Annotated in this window: 11 protein-coding genes; 5 read left to right on the top strand and 6 right to left on the bottom strand. The window is 64.5% G+C overall.

Annotated features, from left to right (window positions below; all coding sequences use genetic code 11):
* Positions 1 to 30 precede the first annotated feature (30 nt).
* The 6 genes from ACWEJ6_RS40945 to ACWEJ6_RS40920 all read right to left on the bottom strand — a co-directional run bounded on the left by ACWEJ6_RS40945 (position 31) and on the right by ACWEJ6_RS40920 (position 10,903).
* Positions 31 to 1,470: a protein kinase domain-containing protein gene (locus tag ACWEJ6_RS40945; protein WP_452430977.1), complete on the bottom strand. Its 1,440-nt coding sequence runs from the start codon at positions 1,468 to 1,470 to the stop codon at positions 31 to 33.
* 15 nt (positions 1,471 to 1,485) lie between these two features.
* Complete coding sequence (locus ACWEJ6_RS40940; RefSeq protein ID WP_452430975.1) at positions 1,486 to 3,294, bottom strand: N-6 DNA methylase; 1,809 nt, start codon at positions 3,292 to 3,294, stop codon at positions 1,486 to 1,488.
* On the bottom strand, positions 3,294 to 4,010 hold the full coding sequence (locus ACWEJ6_RS40935; RefSeq protein ID WP_452430973.1) for a M48 family metallopeptidase: 717 nt from the start codon (positions 4,008 to 4,010) through the stop codon (positions 3,294 to 3,296). Before ACWEJ6_RS40935 ends, ACWEJ6_RS40940 begins: the two co-directional genes overlap by 1 nt.
* 7 nt (positions 4,011 to 4,017) lie before the next feature.
* Complete coding sequence (locus tag ACWEJ6_RS40930; protein ID WP_452430971.1) at positions 4,018 to 7,173, bottom strand: type I restriction endonuclease subunit R; 3,156 nt, start codon at positions 7,171 to 7,173, stop codon at positions 4,018 to 4,020.
* Between the two features lie 87 nt (positions 7,174 to 7,260).
* A complete protein-coding gene (locus tag ACWEJ6_RS40925) occupies positions 7,261 to 8,466 on the bottom strand; it encodes a restriction endonuclease subunit S (protein WP_452430969.1) in 1,206 nt (401 codons plus the stop codon).
* The gene (locus ACWEJ6_RS40920; protein ID WP_452430967.1) at positions 8,459 to 10,903 is read right to left on the bottom strand and encodes an N-6 DNA methylase; all 2,445 of its coding nucleotides are present in this window, start codon (positions 10,901 to 10,903) and stop codon (positions 8,459 to 8,461) included. The genes ACWEJ6_RS40925 and ACWEJ6_RS40920 overlap by 8 nt, the downstream gene beginning before the upstream one ends.
* 330 nt (positions 10,904 to 11,233) lie before the next feature.
* Here ACWEJ6_RS40920 and ACWEJ6_RS40915 point away from each other — a divergent pair, with 330 nt between their 5' ends.
* From ACWEJ6_RS40915 to ACWEJ6_RS40895, 5 genes are all read left to right on the top strand, one after another.
* A complete protein-coding gene (locus ACWEJ6_RS40915; RefSeq protein ID WP_452430965.1) occupies positions 11,234 to 13,792 on the top strand; it encodes a HelD family protein in 2,559 nt (852 codons plus the stop codon).
* A 79-nt stretch (positions 13,793 to 13,871) separates the two neighbouring features.
* Positions 13,872 to 15,032 (top strand): serine/threonine-protein kinase, encoded by a 1,161-nt coding sequence (locus ACWEJ6_RS40910; protein WP_452430963.1) that lies wholly within the window; start codon positions 13,872 to 13,874, stop codon positions 15,030 to 15,032.
* A 63-nt stretch (positions 15,033 to 15,095) separates the two neighbouring features.
* On the top strand, positions 15,096 to 15,548 hold the full coding sequence (locus tag ACWEJ6_RS40905; protein WP_452430961.1) for a hypothetical protein: 453 nt from the start codon (positions 15,096 to 15,098) through the stop codon (positions 15,546 to 15,548).
* 15 nt (positions 15,549 to 15,563) lie between these two features.
* The gene (locus ACWEJ6_RS40900; protein WP_452430959.1) at positions 15,564 to 16,013 is read left to right on the top strand and encodes a PASTA domain-containing protein; all 450 of its coding nucleotides are present in this window, start codon (positions 15,564 to 15,566) and stop codon (positions 16,011 to 16,013) included.
* Entirely contained in the window at positions 16,013 to 16,450 is a 438-nt protein-coding gene (locus tag ACWEJ6_RS40895) for a hypothetical protein (RefSeq protein ID WP_452430957.1), read from the top strand. Before ACWEJ6_RS40900 ends, ACWEJ6_RS40895 begins: the two co-directional genes overlap by 1 nt.
* Positions 16,451 to 16,614: the final 164 nt, after the last annotated feature.

The following is a 16,614-nucleotide window of genomic DNA, read 5'->3' as shown; positions in this document are numbered from 1 at the left end:
TGATGAGGAGCTGAGCCGACCTACAGATCATCACGTTGCTGTGAGCAGTTGCCGCACGCGCTCGGTCGCCGCATGCTCGACGCCATAAATTCGTTCAAGATCGGCCAGTAGTGCGCTGAGGGTACGCCGAGCCCGATCCAAGAGGCGGGCGCTCAACTCCAGCTCGCCGATCTGGCGCCTGAGCTCCAGGGCTTGCGGGTCATCTTCTTCTGGGACATCGGCCAGCAGCGTCGTCAAGAGGTGCAGTGCCAGGTCAGCATCGCCTAGGTGAGCGTGACATGTGGCCTCCTGGAGCCGGTAGTGGAGCGCCTGCCCCGGCTCGCTCGACGCCGCCAACTCGCTGAATCCCTGCGCTGCTCGTCGGTAGTCACCCGCGCCCATATAGGCCTCGGCCAGTTGTTCCCGCAGTCCGGGCGCGTCGGGCGTACGGGCGAGGGCCTCCTCCAGCATCGAGGTGGCTTCGGTGTACCGGGACTCCCTGATCAGAGTTTGAGCGTTGCGGCGAGCACGACGAGCGTCGCCGAGGCTGAAATCGTCTCGGACGGCGCGGGATTCTGTCGCCCGCGGTGCGGGGCCGGTCATGGTGGTGCGGCTCAGGGCGCGGGCGTAGAGTGTCAAGGGGCTTGGGAGGGTATCGGTCATGTCGCCCAGCGGCGCGGTGCCGGAGAGGTACGGCATGAGCCGCTCGTGCACTTCGCGAACGCTGCCAGGTCTGTCCGCCGGGTTCTTCTCCACCATGGCCATCAGCAGCTCGTCCAGCCCACGTGGAATGTCAGCCCGGTGCCGTCCGGCCGGCACCGGGGACGTAGTGACGTGCTGGGTCTTCACGCTGTAGTCGTTGGGCCCAGTGAACAGTGGGTGGCCGGTGGCCGCCTCGTAGAGTACGCAGCCCATGGAGTAGACGTCGGCGTGCTTCGTACTCCGCTTGCCTTCGACCTGCTCGGGAGACATGTACGCGGCAGTGCCGAGCTGCTGTCCGGTCTGGGTGAGCATCGTCATGTCCGCGTCATGGATGAACGCCAGGCCGAAGTCCAGGACCCGAATCGAACCGTCTCGGCAAAGCATGAGATTGGACGGTTTCAGGTCCCGGTGCAGGATGCCCTGCTCATGAGCGGCCTCCAGGACCGTCGCTATCTGGGCGCCGATGGACGCCACCCAGCCGATGGAGAGCGGCGCGTGCTCGGCGATGACGTCGTGGAGACCGTTCCCGTCGATGAACTGCATGACCATGTAGTGGCGGCCGTCGACCGTTCCGAAGTCATACAGAGCAGGAACACCCGGGTGAGCGAGGCTGGACAGCGCCTTGGCCTCCCGGGTGAACCTCTGGTGCAGCTCCTCATCGGGGAGAAGGACGAACTTGATCGCCACTCGTCGGTCGAGCACGATGTCGTCGGCGCCCCACACCTCACCCATTCCACCGCAGCCGAGCCTGAGCGGGTCGAGCCGATAGCGGCCGAGAAAGTGGGACACCAGGCCTCCCGGGGGTTACTCCGGGGTCAGGCTCCCGTCGAGAAGCCCGTCGATCCCGGCGACAACAAGATTATCGCTGATCTCCCGCAACGCTCTTACTGTGTCCTCAAGCGCGAGAAGTTGAGCGAACGACTCTCCGTACCGGCGCTGTTCCTCGATCGGAAGTCTGGGGAGCGACGCCCGCCGTGGATCCCTCCTGACGGCCGAGCTGTGACGGCTCCCCGTGGTGCCTTCGGCACGTAGGCAGCCGGCCAGAAAGTAGGGGTCAAGACGTTCCGGATCGGTTCGGAAAAGCAAAAGCTGCGAACCGAGTACGGCACCCGCTTGGGTCATCACCCGTGGCAACGCGCCACTGGAAAGAAGCAGGGAGGCGATCACGTCGCCCTTCTGGACGCGGACAAGACCTGAAGTGTCTTGAGTACGGCCGCTGGGCTCTCGGTTGAGCAAGAGGTCCTTCGCCGTGAGCAGGGGAAGGTCACCGCCCTCCGGAAGTTTGAGCGGGCCTTGCATGATGGTGACGACTCCTGCCCGAGCCAGCTCACCGAGGTTGGTCATGACAAGGTCTCGGCGGGGTTTCGCCGCGATCCGAGGAAGCCTGAGTTCCTTCACCACTGATGACAGGCGGTCACTTATCGCGGGGTATCCGGAAGTGGGCTCCTGCGTCACTACTCGATGGCTCGTGGTCAGATCGACCTCTTCATCGAGAAGATCGATGATGCGTACCACCCGGCTGTTCTCCGGCAGCTCCGCCTTCTCGCAGTAGGCCCGCCATGCCGTCTCGGCCAGAGTCAGGTCCTCGCCCGCGTTGACCATCAGCACGTCCGACGGCGGCTCATCCCCCTCGACAGGTTTGCGGAGCACCCACAGGTCGGGTGGGCCGCTGGACGCGGGAGCGGCGCCGGGAAAGAGGCTGATGATGGCTCGCAAGGTTCCAGCTCTCAGCAGATTTCCTCGGATTCGCCGGCCGGGACGGCGATTGGCGGCCACACTCGGCATCATGATCACGACGAGCCCGCCTGGCTTCACATGCGCCAGGCAGTGTTGCATCCAGGCGAGTTCGGACTCGCCGCGCGGTGGCAGTCCGAATTCCCAACGTGGATCGCTGGTCAGCTCCTCGTATCCCCAGCCGCGCTCGTTGAACGGCGGATTGCACACCACGGCGTCGAACTGAACGCCGGCGAAGGCATCGGCGCGTAGCGAGTCACCGGCTTCGATCCGCGCCTCATAGCCATGAAGTCGGAGCCGGACGCTGGTCAATCGTGCGGCGTTCTCATTCAGCTCCTGGCCCGCTACCTGGCTGCCACGGGTTTCCAGCAATATCGTGCCGATTCCACAGGCCGGGTCGAGTACCGTGCCGCCCTCCGTACCACCGATCGTGGTTATCAGCCTTGCCACTGCTGGCGGAGTGGCCAGCAGGCGACGGGAATGGAGATCGACGTAGCGTTCGCAGATCCCGTCGAACGCGGCGACCGCGCCCTCCGCCTGCCCGATTTCGCGGGCCTCCCTGGCCAGGGCATCGTCAAGCTCGGCGCTCTCCCCCAGCAGAACCGCACCGACCTCGGCCACTACCTCACCTAGACGCAGATCGTCAGTGCTGCTGCGCAAGCGCTGCCAGAACCGTTCCAGCGGCGACACTTCGACATAACGATCATGATCACGGAGCCACTGTTCCACCTCGCTCAGGGAGAAGGCAGGACTTGAGGCAGTGCCGCCCACAGGTTGGGGAAAGTCGTCGAACCGCTTGCGCCAGTTGCTCACCGCGGCCCGGCCGACGTCGGCCATCCGTGCGATGTCAACGGCATTGACCAGGACGTCGTCTTGCATCAGAGCCCCTCCTCCGGCAACCAAAGCTCATTTCCGGCACGGCGGAGCCGCTCGCGATAATCCTCATGCCCTGGCAGCGCCCGCTCTACGGCGCTCCAGAACTCGGACCCGTGATCAGGCCTCTGAATATGCGCAAGCTCGTGAACAAGCACGTAGTCAATCAGGCTCGGCGGCAATTGCATGGTCGCCCAGTGAATGTTGACATGCCCGTCCCGCGAACACGATCCCCATCTGTAACCGAGCGGTCGGACGCGCAATCCGCTCACCTCGACACCGAGCCGCGTCGCCCATGGACGCATCCGTTTCGACAGCCAGGGGTGACCGACGCGGCGATACCAGCCGACGAGTTCCTTCACGCTGCCTCCTCTGGGCAGCTCCAGACGCCCCCGGATGAGCCGCACCTCGCCGGCGTCCACCAGGCGCAAGCGATAGGAACGGCCCAAATAGCGGAATCCCTCGCCGGTGACGAACTCTTTGGCGGGTGGGGCGTCGCCCAGCTCCCGCTTCTCCGCGAGCTTGCCGTACAGCCAGGGTCTCTTGGCCTCCACCACCTTGGTCAACTCGTACTTCGACAGCTGGGGTGGGACGACCGCGGTAATCGAGGCGTCCCGCTCGACGGTCAGGCGCACGCTCTTGCGCCGATCGCTCACCGAGACGGCGACCTCCAGGTCGCCGACTCGCAGGACTCCCGGTATTTCACTCACGGTCACCAGCATGCCAGGGTCAGGCTTTGGGGATCGTCGCGTGGTTGTTCTTGACGGCGTCCCGGGCCTTGTCCGCCACCTTCTCCAGCTGATGGACATCGCCGAGGTCAGCGGTCACGAGGATCTCGAAGATCTCGTCGCGGAAGTCGGCGACGTCGGGACGCTTGTCCCAGAAGCCGTGCCGGTGGATGGTCCGGCCCGCCAGCCGGATGATCTTCCGGGTGGCCTTGACGAACCGCTGGTCTTCCAAGTCCGCGTCGGAGGTGGCCAGCTCCTGAAGCAGGACGCCATAAAGAGCGAATTCGGCGGGGCTGAACTCGTGGGGGTTGTCCCGCCGGTCCTCCACCACGTCGGACATCAGGTCCTTGAACGCCAGCAACTGGGCGTCCCAGTCGTCCTTGAGCTCGGTCAGGATCTGTTCCAGTCGCTCGCTCAGCAGCTGGTAGCGGGCCGGGTCCTGGCCGGCGTGGACGGTGATGTGATGCCGGATGGCGTTCTCCATCTCCGACGCCTTGGCCCGCGAGCCGCCGATCATCGCCTCAACCTGTTCGGCGAAGTTCGTCGCGGTCAGTGCGATGGGCGGCAGCTGCTGCTCGATGCCAAGCGAGGTGATGTGCTCGTCGATGAGCAGCTTGATCTTCTGTCCGTACGCGTCGGGATCGAACTCGCCGCCGTCGACCCGGTAGCGCCGGTTCGCGGTGAGCCTGATGACCGCGAAGTGCTTGGCGTCGGCCAGGTAGGGTGTTGCCGCCGGGTCGGGCAGCACCGTGTTGATCGTCCGGGAGAAGCGGGCCAGCTCGACGCCGAACCGGTCACGCAGTTGCGGATCCGCCAGCTCCTGCACGCAGCCTTCGACGTCGGTGTAGTCGCGGAACATCATCCGGAGCCGCTGCCGGCGCGGCTCCAGCTTTCCGATCTCCGTCTTCAAATCGCGCAGTGCGCCCGAGACGTCGTGGCTCTCGTCAGTCTCGAATTCCTCGTCGGCGTAGATACGCAGCGCCTCTACCAGGTTCTGGGCCACGCCGCGGTAGTCCACGACGTACCCGAAGGGCTTGTTGCCGGCCGTACGGTTCACCCGCGCCACGGCCTGGAGCAGGTCGTGCATCTCCAGCTTCCGGTCGAGGTACATCACCTGCTCGATCGGCGCGTCGAACCCGGTCAGCAGCATCGACTTCACGATGACGAAGGCGATGTCGTTCTCCCCGAACGGCCGGGTGAACCCCTCGATCCGGGTTCTCTGCTTGGCCTCGTCGGTCCACTCGGTGTAGCGGTCCTCGTGTTCGGTGTCTCCCTTGGAGATCACCGGCACGAAGTCCATCCGCTTCAACAGGTCGAGCTGCTTGTGGGCCTTCGCGAGCTGGGCTTGGCGCGGCTTCAGCTCCTCGATGCTCCGCGTCAGCAGGTGCGGCGGAAGCTTCTCGATGTCGCGGACCAGCTCGTCGCGGGCCTCCATGAGCGCTTCCCGATAGCGTACGGTCGTCTCCCGGTCATAGGCGACCACCTGAGCCTTGAAGCCTTCGGGCAGCACCTTGTCCACGTAGTGTCGGAGCATGTGCTTGGCCTTGACGTCAACCAGCTTCCGCGCCGCCGACACGTTGCCCTTGGTGGCCCAGCGAGCCTGCAGTTGCAGGCGTTCCTCGTCGGTCAGCTCCTCGAACTCCTCTTCGAAGAGCTCGTCCATGTCCTGGCCGTTCTGCAGCGCGCCCTTGACCTTGACGCCCTCGTAGAGGATCGGCACGATCACGCCGTCCTCCTCGGCTTCGCGGAGGCGGTAGGTGTCGATGAACGGTCCGAACAGCTCCACGCTGGTCTTGCGCTGTCCCCGCTTCTTCATGATCGGGGTTCCTGTGAAGCCGATCCTGGCGGCGTTAGGCATGGCCTGGCGGAGGTTTGCGCCAAGTGCGGCGGTGTGCGAGCGGTGCACCTCGTCGATCAGTACGACGATCGACTCGTCGGTGTTGATCTCGCCCAGCTCCATGCGGTCCTTGGGCTGGCCGCTCTGGTTTTTCTGGATCATGACGAAGACCAGCCCGGGGCCCTTGCGGCCGAGCAGGGTCCTGGCGCGTGCCGTGTTCTTGGCGACGTCGACCTTCTCGTTGCTGAGCGCCATCGTCTCGGTGAGCTGGTCCTGCAACTGGGTACGGTCGGTGACCACCACGACCTTGTAGTGCGCCAGCCCGTCCAGCGACCGCAGCCGCCGTACCAGGAAGGTCATGGTGAGGCTCTTGCCCGACCCCTGGGTGTGCCAGATGATGCCACCGCGATGCCCCGGCTCGCCCGTCAACAGCCGCTCGACCGCACGCTCGACCGCCCGGAACTGCTGATAGCGGGGGGCGACCTTGATGGTGACGCCCTCGTCAGTGGTCATGAAGGTGACGAAGTTGTGGACAATGTTCAGCAGGTTGTCCGGCTCCAGCACGCCGGCCACCAGGATTTCCTGCTTGCTCAGCTGCCCTTCCGCCTTGCCCAGCCGGTCGGCGAGCTGCTTCTTCGTCATGGGGTACGGATCACGCCACGGTACGTAGTGTTCGAGCTTGGCGGTTAACGTCCCGAGCCTGGCGTCCTCACCGCTCGTCGCGACCGTCAGCTGCACCGGCCGGAACAGTCCGGTACGGCTGTCGCGGTAGCGACGAAGCTGGATCACGGCCTTGTCCAGATTGCTCTCGGTGGTCTTCTTGCACTCCATGACGACCAGGGGGATGCCGTTTACGAAGAGGACGACGTCCGGGACGATCTGCTTGTGGCCGCCGGTGCCCGGGATGTCCACCCGGAACTGGTTGATCGCGGTGAACTCGTTGTTGCCTGGACGGTTCTTCCAGTCGATGTAGTGCACGGTCCGGGATTTGCCGGTCGTCGGGTCTTCGATCGGGATGCCGTTGATCAGCAGAGCTGTGACCTGCTTGTTGGCTTCCAGCAGGTTGGTCGTGGGGATCCGGATGATGGCGTTGACCGCCTGGCTCACCTTGCGCTCATCCAGCCAGGTGCCGTTGATCCGCTCGATGGCGTCACGCAGCTTGTCTTCGAGAATCGTCTCGTCGAAGCTGCCCCGGTCCGACATCTTCGGGTAGAGCGGAATCACCGCTCCATGCTCGGCTCCCGCCCGATGTTCCCAACCCATATCCTTGAGCTGTTCGATGAGCGGCTTCTCGACGAGCAAATATTCGTAGTCGGTCACCGTCCGACTCCCCTCGCTAACTCCGCTAACAACGCCATCACCAGCATTCGCTCAAACACGAAGTCGGCTTGCTTCCTCCCCTCCGAGTTAAAGGTTTTCCAGTACGGATTCCGCTGCCTCGACCCGCACCCGACCGGCCAGCAGGTCTTCCACGAGCCCTTGTTTGAGAAGTGCGAGCTTGTCGCGCTCCTGCTTGCGAAGTTCGATTCCCTCCTGACTCGCATTTACGATTTTCAGGATCCGATCCTGTTCGGCGAGCGATGGAATCGACACAAGCAGGCGCTGAACTTCTGATCCGCTGATCTTCCCCATGCTCTCAGAGGTTCCTTGAGCGATCGCTTGGATTCGACGGCGAATGTCGTCGCTACGGAGGTGCAGCTCCAGATATTCCGTGCGGCATGTCGGAAGTGGCGTGAGCTTCATCATGAGGTCTGGATAAATGCACGGTTTGCCAACATCTCGGTACACGCCGGCGAGTCCAACAAGTTCCCTGGTGTTGGCCCTACTCATCAACAGATCGCCGTCGTTGACCATCGCCGAGGCGTTACGCCCGTCTCGCGCTGGCACGTTTTTGAGCTGCCGGGGCTGAAACCCTTCAGGCGTGAGGCAACCTAGACCCAATGCCACGAGGCCGGTCCACTCGTCGACTTCCTTTGGAGAGTAGCCGTTCTTTGGTGGCCGATCCAGATACGAACTCAACGGCATCGTCTTCGCTTCCGCTGACCTCATCAGGCTCTCGCTCAATCCATGATGGCTGGAACGAAGATTGCCGATCACCGTCTCGATGGCAGAGATCTGAAGGTGGAGCGCGTCGAGAATATCCGCGATTCGACGTTGCTCGCCTAGTGGCGGGACATCAAATTCTATTGACGCGAAGGCCGAGTATCGCAAGTTCCAGGTGTCACTTACCAAGCCCTGCGATAGACGATAGAATTTAGCGATCGAGTTCGGCGACTTGAAGAGATATGCCAGGAACCGTGTTTCCACTTCCCCGATCGGCTCGCAGACCGTGTAAGCAGGACTGACGATCCCTTGAAAGCTGGATCTGCCAGATACCCCTTGCCACATACGCATCGTATTATAGACGATGTCGTTTGGCTGGACGCGCCAGTAACTACTCTTATCGTCGTTGGAGTTGTCCCTCCTACCAACTTCCTCCTGTCGAATGACTCCGCGAGTTTGAGTGACTGAAAGAAGCAACTCCTTTCCAGTAGCCCGCTCATTACGACGCCTGAGCAGCGTTCGCAAGGGCAGTCGCGTCCACCCGGGGGGAAGGTTGTACGAGTCACGCATAGCCGAGCTCCTTGAGGTAAGAGTCGAGGTGGGCAGCAGCCGCCTCACGCTGAGCCTCAAGGGCGCGGAGGGTCACCGCGTATTTGTCGGCCCAAGCACGGAACGCGTTCTCGAAAAGCCGGTAGGCGGCGACCGTACGGGTATCCAAGCGGGACGAGATCTGTAGCCGTAGCACATCGAGAACGAGATTACGGCGGCCAGAGGCGTCCAGGGCGCCGGCGGTCATGCGGAGACGGGGCAGGAAGTGGTCCTCCAGCGCGCCGACCTTCTTCCTGGCGGCGGCTGTCCGAGCCTTGAGCGCCTTAAGCTCGGCCTCGGAGAGTTGGTCCTCGGCGGGCTCGTCGGCTTCCTCGTCCTCCTCCAATGGCTTGGCGGTGGCAGCCTTGAGCTGGGCGTTCAGCTCGGCGTAGGCGGTCTCGGCCTCTTCGAGTTCGGCCAGATAGTCGGGGATCAGTGCGGGGACGACGCGGTGGTCGCGGGCCTTGCGTTTCTCAGCGGCGATCTTCTGTTTGTCCCAGTACTCGACGTCCTCCTCTTCCAGTGCGAAGGCGGACTCGATGGTGGTGAGCCAGCCTTCCACCACGCCCTCGAACCCATTCAGGCCGAGGGTCTTGATGTCGTACTGGGCCTCGCCCCACCAGGCCGCCACGACGCCGGCCAGTTCGAACCGGTCGAGCATGTTCAGGGGCAGCAGTTCGGTCACGAAGGAGTCGAGCAGCTCGGCACGTACTTCCATCACCTTGCGCGTGCTGGGCAGTTCGACGAGGCGCTTACTGTGGCGGCTCCACCACTCGTCGAAAGCCTCGCGCAGGCGGGCCACGGCAGGTTCGGCGAGAGCGGGAAGACGAGCAGCGGTGGCCTGCCAGCCCTCGGGCAGGAAGTCGAAGTAGCCGGCGTCGCGCTCGGCGAAGAGCGTCACCGGGTCGATACCGAAGGCCTGGAACAGCCCCGCCTTGGCCTCGACCTCGGTCTTGGGTACGCCGCCATGCAGGTGGGCGCGGACGTCCTGCGGCTCGGGCGGCGGCGTGTTGTCGACGTAGCGGCGGATGTTGAGGTTGAAGTCGTTCTCGCCGAGCTCCTCGACGTCGACGACCCGCGCGAACCCGGGGATGTCCTCATACGCCTCGTATGCCGCGACGATCTTCTCGGCGTGCTGCGGGTCGAGGTAGTTCTGGGCGCGGCCGGCGGTGAACTCACGGTCGGCGTTGATGAAGAGCACCTTGCCGCGCCGTTCGGCCGGGCGCGGGTCGGTGCCGCGCAGGACGAGGACGCAGGCGGGGATGCCGGTGCCGTAGAAGAGGTTGGGGGCCAGGCCGATGACCGCCTCCAGACGATCCTCCTGGATGATGCCCTCGCGGATGTCCTTCTCCTTGCCGCCGCGGAACAGCACGCCGTGGGGCATGACGGTGGCTCCGATGCCGTCGGGGGTCAGCACCGCCAGGACGTGCTGGGCGAACATGAGGTCCGCCTTCTTCCCGGTCTCGGGCGCATAGCCGTACTTGAAGCGTTCCTTGTGCTTCATCTCGGCCGAGGAGTAGTTGAGGGAGAAGGGCGGATTGGTGAGCACCCGGTCGAAACGCATCAGCTCGCCGCCCTTGAGGTGCCGGGGCTCGGCGAGGGTGTCGTCGTTCTCCAGCTGGGCGTTGAGGACGCCGTGGAGGATCATGTTCATCTTCGACACCGCCCAGGTGCCGCCGTTGTACTCCTGCCCGGCCAACGTCAGGTCGCGGGAGTCGAGGCCGTGCTCGTCGATGTACTCCTTGGCGTGGATGAGCATGCCGCCCGAGCCGGCGCACGGATCGTACACGGCCATGCCCGGCCTGGGCTTGACCAGGCGGACCATCATGCGGACGACACCACGCGGCGTGTAGAACTCGCCGCCCTTCTTGCCGGCGGAGTCGGCGAACTGGGCGATCAGGTATTCGTAGGCCGCGCCGAGCAGGTCGGGGAACTCGAAGTCCTCGTTGCGGAGCCGTACGCGGGAGAAGTGGTCGACGAGCTGCTGCAGCCGCTTGTCCGGGATCGTGGACTGGCCGACCTTGCGGGTGAAGTCGATGTGCTCCAGGACGCCTTCGAGGGCGGCGGCGTTCTCTTCCTCCAGGGCGCCGAGCGCCTTGTTGAGCATGTCGCCGACGTTCTTCTTGCGCGACTCGTCCTTGATGTGGCTCCAGCGGGCTTCCGGGGGCACGTAGAACTTGTCACCACGGTAGAAGCCGCGCACCTCAGCCAGCTGCTCGGCTTCCTCGGGGCTCTTGCCCTCAGCCATCCTTTTCTCGACGACCTCGCTGCGGACCACATCGAACTGGTCGGAGGCCCGCTTCAGGAAGAGCATCCCGAAGATGTACTCCTTGAACTCCGAGGCGTCCATCTTGCCGCGGAGGATGTCGGCCGCGCCGAACAGGTGCCGCTCAAGCTGCGGCAACGTCAACTTCGCCACGTGGTGGCCTCTCTGGATCGGTCGGTCTGCGTCGGGGGTGCCGAGGCCAGTCTCCCAGTGGCCGTGGGTCTCCGCAGTTCGTCCGGGCTACAGGCATGAGCAGTGTTTGTGGACCAGACCCTAGAAGCTGTTTAGCGTTTCCGTCAACACCTAGAACTTTATTTGTGTACCCACCTCACAGTCGACTATGCTTCATCTCGGAAGATGCCCGAGACTGCCGCCAGTGCCGCACCTAGTGACATGGACCACAAAGACTGATAGATCGATTCGACATGCCGGGCGTTGGACCGCTCCCAACGCCCGGCATCGACTGCTTCCCCCGGAGGTCACGTGAGCACGGTCGATCGAAATGCGGTGATCGCTGAGGAACAGCTGGCGGTGGATCACATCTACGACTGCATCGATCAGGACCGGAAGGGCATCGAAAGCTTCCGGTCGAGCAGCCTCGGGGATTGCCCGGACGCGGGACTGTCCTCTCATCCGGACCTGCCGAAGGAGTACGGACGCCGTGAGGATCTCGGCCGCCATCCCCTCGTGATCGCCCGGATCGACCTCCTTGACGACCCCGACGACAGGCTCACCTGGTACATCGGGCGCGCCACCGTACGAGACCGCCAGGGCGAGCTGGCGTTGGTGAAGTGGACGAACAAGGCGGCGACCGCCTGGCGCTTGGCCACTCCTGAAGATCCGGCGAATGTACGGCGACAGCGTCAGCTTCGCTGCGACGGCCCCAAGGTTCTCGACTACGGCGACACCGAGATCCAGATAATCAACGCCAAAGGGGAAACCGTCCCAGCTCCGGTCGTCGACGACGAGCCCGACTTGTTCCTCCTCGCCGACCTCGATCTTGCTCGCGACGGCGTCATGCGTGACATCGTCGAAACGATCCAGCGCCACCAGCTGCGCCTGGTCGCCGACGAACGAAAAGGTGTGCTCGTCATCCAGGGTGGTCCGGGCACCGGCAAGACCGCGGTCGGCCTCCACCGCGTCACCTGGTTGCTGGACAATGAGCACTTCACCCCTGACCAGGTGCTCGTCGTCGGCCCCCACAAGGCGTTCCTTCAGTACGTTCGTGACGTCCTGCCCCGGATGGGCAGCCGCGGTGTGGCGACCGTGGACATCACCGAGCTCTGGCCGGGGGACGTCCGGGGAATCGATGAGGTCACCACCCGCCTGGTCAAGTCGGACGACCGGATGGCCAGGGTGCTGCACAACGCGGTCGAGAACCTCATTCGAGAAGATCTCGCCACCGAGGAGGGCTTCAACTTCCGCGGTGCGCGGCTGGAGATCGACAGGGCCGAGCTCCTCCGGCTGGCCTCGGCGGCTCGTGCGGCAAGGGGTTCCTACCAGGTGCGCCGCCGCCGCTTCATCGACACTGTCATCGACTGGTTGCTGACCCAGTACGCCGAGGCGACTCGGGTCAAGAAGACCGACGACCGGCTCCGTACCCAACTGGAGAAGGTCGCGGCCGTATCTACGCTCATCAATCGCGTCTGGCCGTCGTCCAGCGCCGAGCAGATCTACCGGCAACTGCTCGCCGACAAGGACAGCCTCGCGGCCGCGGCCTTCGGGGTGCTCACCCTCGACGAGCAGGCCGCGCTTGTCCGCCCTCAGGCGAAACGAGTCGCGGACGAACCCTGGTCGGCCGAGGACCTCGTCTGCCTGGGGGAGCTCCGATGGCTCCTGACCGGGGAGGACGAACGGCGCTACCAGCACCTGGTCATCGACGAGGCCCAGGACCTGACGCCCATGCAGGCCAAGTCGCTGGCCCGCTGGTGCCCGTCCGGCTCGATGACGGTACTTGGAGACCTGGCGCAGAGCACTGGAATCCGCCAGTACGACGTCTGGGAGCGCCTGGCCGACATCCTGGCCGGCGCCGAAGGCTGGCACATCGCCGAACTCGGCATCGGCTACCGGGTGCCGGCCGACGTCATGAGCTTCGCCGCGATGCTGGGCACGAAGATCTCGCCCTCCACGACGATCCCGACCTCGGTGCGACCGTCGTCACCGGGCAGTTTGGAGATTCTCCCGGTCTCCCGGCAGCGCATCATCACCGAGACGGTCGCGAGGGCCCAGCGGCTGGCCATCAAGGACGGCGACCAGGCACGTTCCGTCGCGGTCCTGACTCCGGCGCGGGACGCGTTCCATGACGAACTCGCCCAGCGGATCGCCGCTTCCCAGGAGTCGGCGTTGCCGGGAATGGGACAGAGAATCACCGTCATGCCCGCGCACATGGCGAAGGGTCTGGAGTTCGACCACGTCGTGGTGGTAGAACCGCATCTGTTCGCTGAACTGAGTTCGACGGGGCTTCGGCAGCTTTACGTCGCTCTGACCCGGTGCACGCAGTCCCTGACGGTGTTCCATTCGTCCCCTCTGCCCGCCGAACTAGGCGGGCCTGTCAAGGCGCCTGTGACCGAGATCAAGAGGACTGACGCTGCCCCTTCGTCCCGGGATGAGTGGTTCGCCGATGGGGACGAGTTTCGAGCCTTCCTCAAGGAGCAGGCGGCGGCGAGCCGGAAGCAACCAGCACACGCCCGTCTCAAGCACATGCTTGCAGCCGAGTTGTACGGCAATGAACGCGAGCCCCTGCTGGATACCGAGTACGCCGACATCATCTGTGAGGACGAGCGCGGGCTCGGGTTCTACGTGATCTCAGCGCAGAACGTCGACACCTATGCCGAACTCCGTGCCGTGGCGCCCAAGCTCCTGGAAGCCGAATGGGCTAGCGGCAAATACAAGGAGATCGACCGCCTCTTCCTCGTCCTGCCGAAGGAGCCGCGGGACCTGTGGGCGGTCGACATCATCAAGACGCTCTTCGAAGTCTCGGTCATCTGGAAGACCGACACGGGCTGGGCCGGTCCGTCCGTGGAGGCTGCTCTGGGGCAGTGACGGGGGACCCGCCCGACCATGATGATGGCTCCTCGCGAATGCAGATCTTGCTGCGGATTGCCTACATATCATGCGGTTCATGACTGCCAGGCCCGATGGGGCCGCCCTCCAGACACTCCTGCGTCAGAGCCTGGCCTGGGCACTGCTACCGGTCTGCTGCTGCGGCGGGTTACCGATCCCGTTCATGATCGGATATGCCGCCGACCGGCTCCGCAACACAACATTGTGGATCTTCGCGGCGGCGTATCTCGCGGTCGAGGGAGCGGTGTTCGCGGCCTCGTGGGCCCTCGAGAACGTACCGAAGGAGGATGCTCGCTGGACCCTCACGTCGGTGATCTGGATGGGCACCTTTCTCGGCGGTGCGGCGCACCTCTTCGTCCTGGCTAAGCGGGTCCTGCCACAGAAGATCCCGCCCGCAGCGACCGTTCCGAGAACCTGGCCCGGACCGGTGACGCCGAGCGGGTCATCAGGGCCGGCGCAGGCGTGGGTGGGGCCGTACGCACTCCTCGCCAAGATCGGCCAAGGGGGGCAGGGCGAGGTCTACCTGGCTCGCTCTCCGGACGGCGGGCGGGTCGCCGTCAAGCTGTTGCACGCACGAGTGTCCTTCACTGAACGGGACGACTTCCTTACCGAGGCCAGCGCGGCTCGCCGGGTGCCGGGATTCGCGACCGCGCGGGTGATCGACGTGGGCGTCCACGACAGCAGGCCGTACATCGTCAGCGAGTACGTTCAGGGGCCCTCGCTCGACCAGCTCATCCGTCGCGAGGGCCCGCGTTCTCCTGACAGCCTGGTTCGGCTCGCCATCGCCACAGCCGCTGCCCTCAACGGGATCCACCAGGCGGGCATCGTCCACCGGGACTTCAAGCCGGCCAACGTCCTGCTCGCTCCCGACGGCCCGCGGGTGATCGACTTCGGGATCGCACGTGCCGTCGGACGGCTCACCACGTCGGGGGACGCCAAGGGCGCACCGGCCTTCATGTCGCCCGAACAGGTCGAAGGCCGCCAGGCAAGTCCGGCCTCGGACATCTTCAGCTGGGGCTCGACGATGTACTTCGCGGCGATCGGTCGCCCGGCCTTCGACGGTCCGTCCGTCTGGGCCGTTGAGAATCAGATCATCAACTTCGACCCGGACCTCCGCATGGTTCCTTCGCCTCTTCGCGAGCTCGTCCAGCAGGCCATGCGCAAGACCCCGCATGAACGCCCAGCGGCATCACAACTGCTCCTACTGCTGTCACGATAAAAATGCTTGCATACTGAGTTCACAGGCTCTACTCTTCTTGTACAAGAGGTGCGAGGAGCTGTGATGCGTACTCTGCGAGCAGGACGAGCCATCCACTTACTGGACATCGAGAACCTGGCTGCATCGCCGTCGCCCACCGCGACGGAGATCGCCGACACCATGTCGGATTACCTGTACCGGGTGCCGGTTGGCGCCCTGGACCAGTTCGTCGTCGGGGTCAACCCCCGATCGCTGGCCGAGGTGGGCCGCGTAATCCACGGCGCTCAGATCCTCACCCGCTCCGGACGGGACGGCGCCGACAGCGTGCTCGCCGAGACGGCCATCAACGACCGGATCGACCTCCGGTTCGAGCGAGTGGTCATCGGCTCCGGCGACGGCTACTTCGCAGACCTCGCCGCCTGGCTGACCGCTCACGACGTGCGGGTCACGGTGGTTTCCCGCACCGGCCTGCTCAGCTGGCGCCTCTACGTCGCGGTCAGCGACATCACTTACCTTGACGCGGCGCTGGCCGCCTGATTCCAGGGAATCCCCATGACCTACCAGCCACCCATGCCACCTCCCGCGCGTCGCGGGTTCTCCGGCCCCGCGGTCGCACTGATCGCCGTTCTCGCCTTGGGCGCGGGTTGTGTCGGTGGCGTGGCCGTAGGAAGTGTCGGCAACACGCCGACCCCGACCACGTCCCCCACCAAGACCGCCGCCGCGGAGGCGCTGCAGGACACTTCTCTTCCTCCTGCCGAGGATGAGAAGGGCCGTCTGGTGAAGCTGCCCGACTTCAAGGGACAGAACGCCGCGATCGCCCGTCAGTGGCTGGTGGACCGGGGATGGAACGAGTTCAGCGACATCAAGCTCGGCTCGCGGGATCAATACGACACGATGGTTCTCCTGCCGGAGAACTGGACGGTGACCAAGCAGTCCCACAAGGCCGGCACCAAGGTCAAGGTTGGCACCACCATCGTGCTCACCTGCACGAAGGCATCCTGATGGCCGCGCTCATCCTCAACCGACAAAGGCTCCTCGCCAGTCGGGATGCCCTCGACTGGGCGGCCGCCGGCCTACCGTACATCGGCGCACTACTGGTCGAGCTGGAAGACGAGTCCTGGTACGTCCAGGTAGCGAAGATCGCGAGGGCAGATCACTACTTGATGGAGCATCGAGCGGGAGAGGCCAGGCGGCACGTATGGGCCATCGCCCGCTCTCGTGCTGACCTGGTCCGTGCGCTGCTCGGCTTCGCACAACGCGATGAGACATGGATGACCGGATTCCAGTGGGAGGCGCTGGAGTTCGATGAACAGACGCGCTATGTACGGCTACCGCCGCTTCATCCCATGTCATCCAGATCTGGGCTGACCGTCGACGGTTTCGACAGCCCGTCCACAGTGTCGGACGACGAGCACGACGCTCTGCGCAACGAATTCTGATAGGAACAACCGTCCTTGGACGGCACGCGCACGACGTTGCGGCTGTCGCGCTCGTGTGGGCCATCGCCGTTGACGGGCATGCTGTCGCACAGGCCGGGTGACGGTGCGTCAGGTGGACACTGCGCCAGCCCGGTATGCCCAAGCGGTCAGAGCCGGACTGCGAG

The sequence above is a fragment of the Nonomuraea sp. NPDC004702 genome, assembly GCF_053601695.1.
Note: the sequence above shows the minus strand (reverse complement) of the source record. Positions and strands in the feature narration are given on the sequence as shown.

Excerpts from the sequence above, each read along its gene's own strand:
- ACWEJ6_RS40940 (WP_452430975.1), bottom strand. The coding sequence starts at position 3,294 with ATGCAAGACGACGTCCTGGTCAATGCCGTTGACATCGCACGGATGGCC.
- ACWEJ6_RS40935 (WP_452430973.1), bottom strand. The coding sequence starts at position 4,010 with ATGCTGGTGACCGTGAGTGAAATACCGGGAGTCCTGCGAGTCGGCGAC.
- ACWEJ6_RS40925 (WP_452430969.1), bottom strand. The coding sequence starts at position 8,466 with ATGCGTGACTCGTACAACCTTCCCCCCGGGTGGACGCGACTGCCCTTG.
- ACWEJ6_RS40910 (WP_452430963.1), top strand. The coding sequence starts at position 13,872 with ATGACTGCCAGGCCCGATGGGGCCGCCCTCCAGACACTCCTGCGTCAG.
- ACWEJ6_RS40905 (WP_452430961.1), top strand. The coding sequence starts at position 15,096 with ATGCGTACTCTGCGAGCAGGACGAGCCATCCACTTACTGGACATCGAG.
- ACWEJ6_RS40900 (WP_452430959.1), top strand. The coding sequence starts at position 15,564 with ATGACCTACCAGCCACCCATGCCACCTCCCGCGCGTCGCGGGTTCTCC.
- ACWEJ6_RS40895 (WP_452430957.1), top strand. The coding sequence starts at position 16,013 with ATGGCCGCGCTCATCCTCAACCGACAAAGGCTCCTCGCCAGTCGGGAT.